The organism is Holdemanella sp. MSK.7.32 (assembly GCF_024460475.1).
In the GTDB taxonomy this organism is placed as follows: Bacteria; Bacillota_I; Bacilli_A; order Erysipelotrichales; family Erysipelotrichaceae; genus Holdemanella.
Genome location: NZ_JANFYN010000103.1, coordinates 1 through 1,129, shown reverse-complemented (window position 1 = coordinate 1,129; position 1,129 = coordinate 1). Strand labels below are relative to the sequence as shown.

1 protein-coding gene is annotated in these 1,129 nt (G+C 38.9%); it reads right to left on the bottom strand.

Features of this window, described 5'->3' with window-relative positions:
• Positions 1-103: 103 nt before the first annotated feature.
• Positions 104-1,129, bottom strand: a complete 1,026-nt coding sequence (locus tag NE544_RS11960) for a sugar kinase (RefSeq protein ID WP_256269493.1) — start codon at positions 1,127-1,129, stop codon at positions 104-106.

Below are 1,129 nucleotides of genomic sequence, written 5' to 3'. Positions count from 1 at the left end.
AACAGACGACTAAAAGTTAGACATTTTAATGTAAGTATATTGTTGTTGTAAATTAGGAGAAATAAATACATGATAGTAATCTGTTGCTACCTAAATTATTGGTTTATCTTTGAACGCGGCCTGAACCGTCTCCACCAGCTAATTTCAACACTTCATCCATGCTCACCATGTTGAAATCACCTTCGACAGAGTGTTTTAAACAACTTGCGGCTACCGCAAATTCAATGGTTGCCTGAGGATCATATCCTTCTAGGCTTGCGGCAATCAATCCAGCTCCAAAGCTGTCTCCACCACCTACACGATCTACAATCTGCATGTTGTATCTCTTTGAGAAATAGTAATCTTTTCCATCATACAACATAGCTGACCAGTTGTTGATATTGGCATTGATTGACTCTCTTAATGTGATGGCTACTTTTTCAAATCCAAAGCGTTTTGTCAATTCACTAGCTACTTCCTTATATCCTTCGCGATTGACTTCACCACTTGTTACATCTGTATCACTGGCCTTGATTCCAAATACATCGGCTGCATCTTCTTCATTGGCAATACATACATCGACATATTCACAGATCTTAGCCATGACTTCACCAGCCTTTTCTTTTGACCATAGCTTGTTACGATAGTTCAAGTCACATGAGATTTTTACACCATGCTCCTTTGCTTTCTTACAAGCTTCTATTGTAAGTTCTGCTACATTGTCACATAAAGCAGGTGTAATACCTGTAATATGGAACCAAGCACAGTCTTTAAAAATTTCATCCCAGTTAAAATCAGCACTTGTAGCTGTATAAATACTAGAGCCTGCACGATCATAGATAACTTTACTAGGACGTTGGCTAGCCCCTTTTTCTAAGTAATAGATACCAATACGGTCTCCACCACGAGCAATATAAGATGTGTCTACACCATATTTGCGTAATGAATTGATGGCACACTGGCCAATTTCATGATTTGGAAGACGAGTTACGTATTTGGCATCAAAACCATAGTTAGCTAAAGAAACCGCAACATTGGCTTCTCCACCACCATAAGTAGCTCCGAAAGTATCGGCTTGTACAAAGCGATAATATCCTTCGGGTGCTAGACGTAACATAATCTCTCCAAAAGTGACTACTTTTTGTTTCAT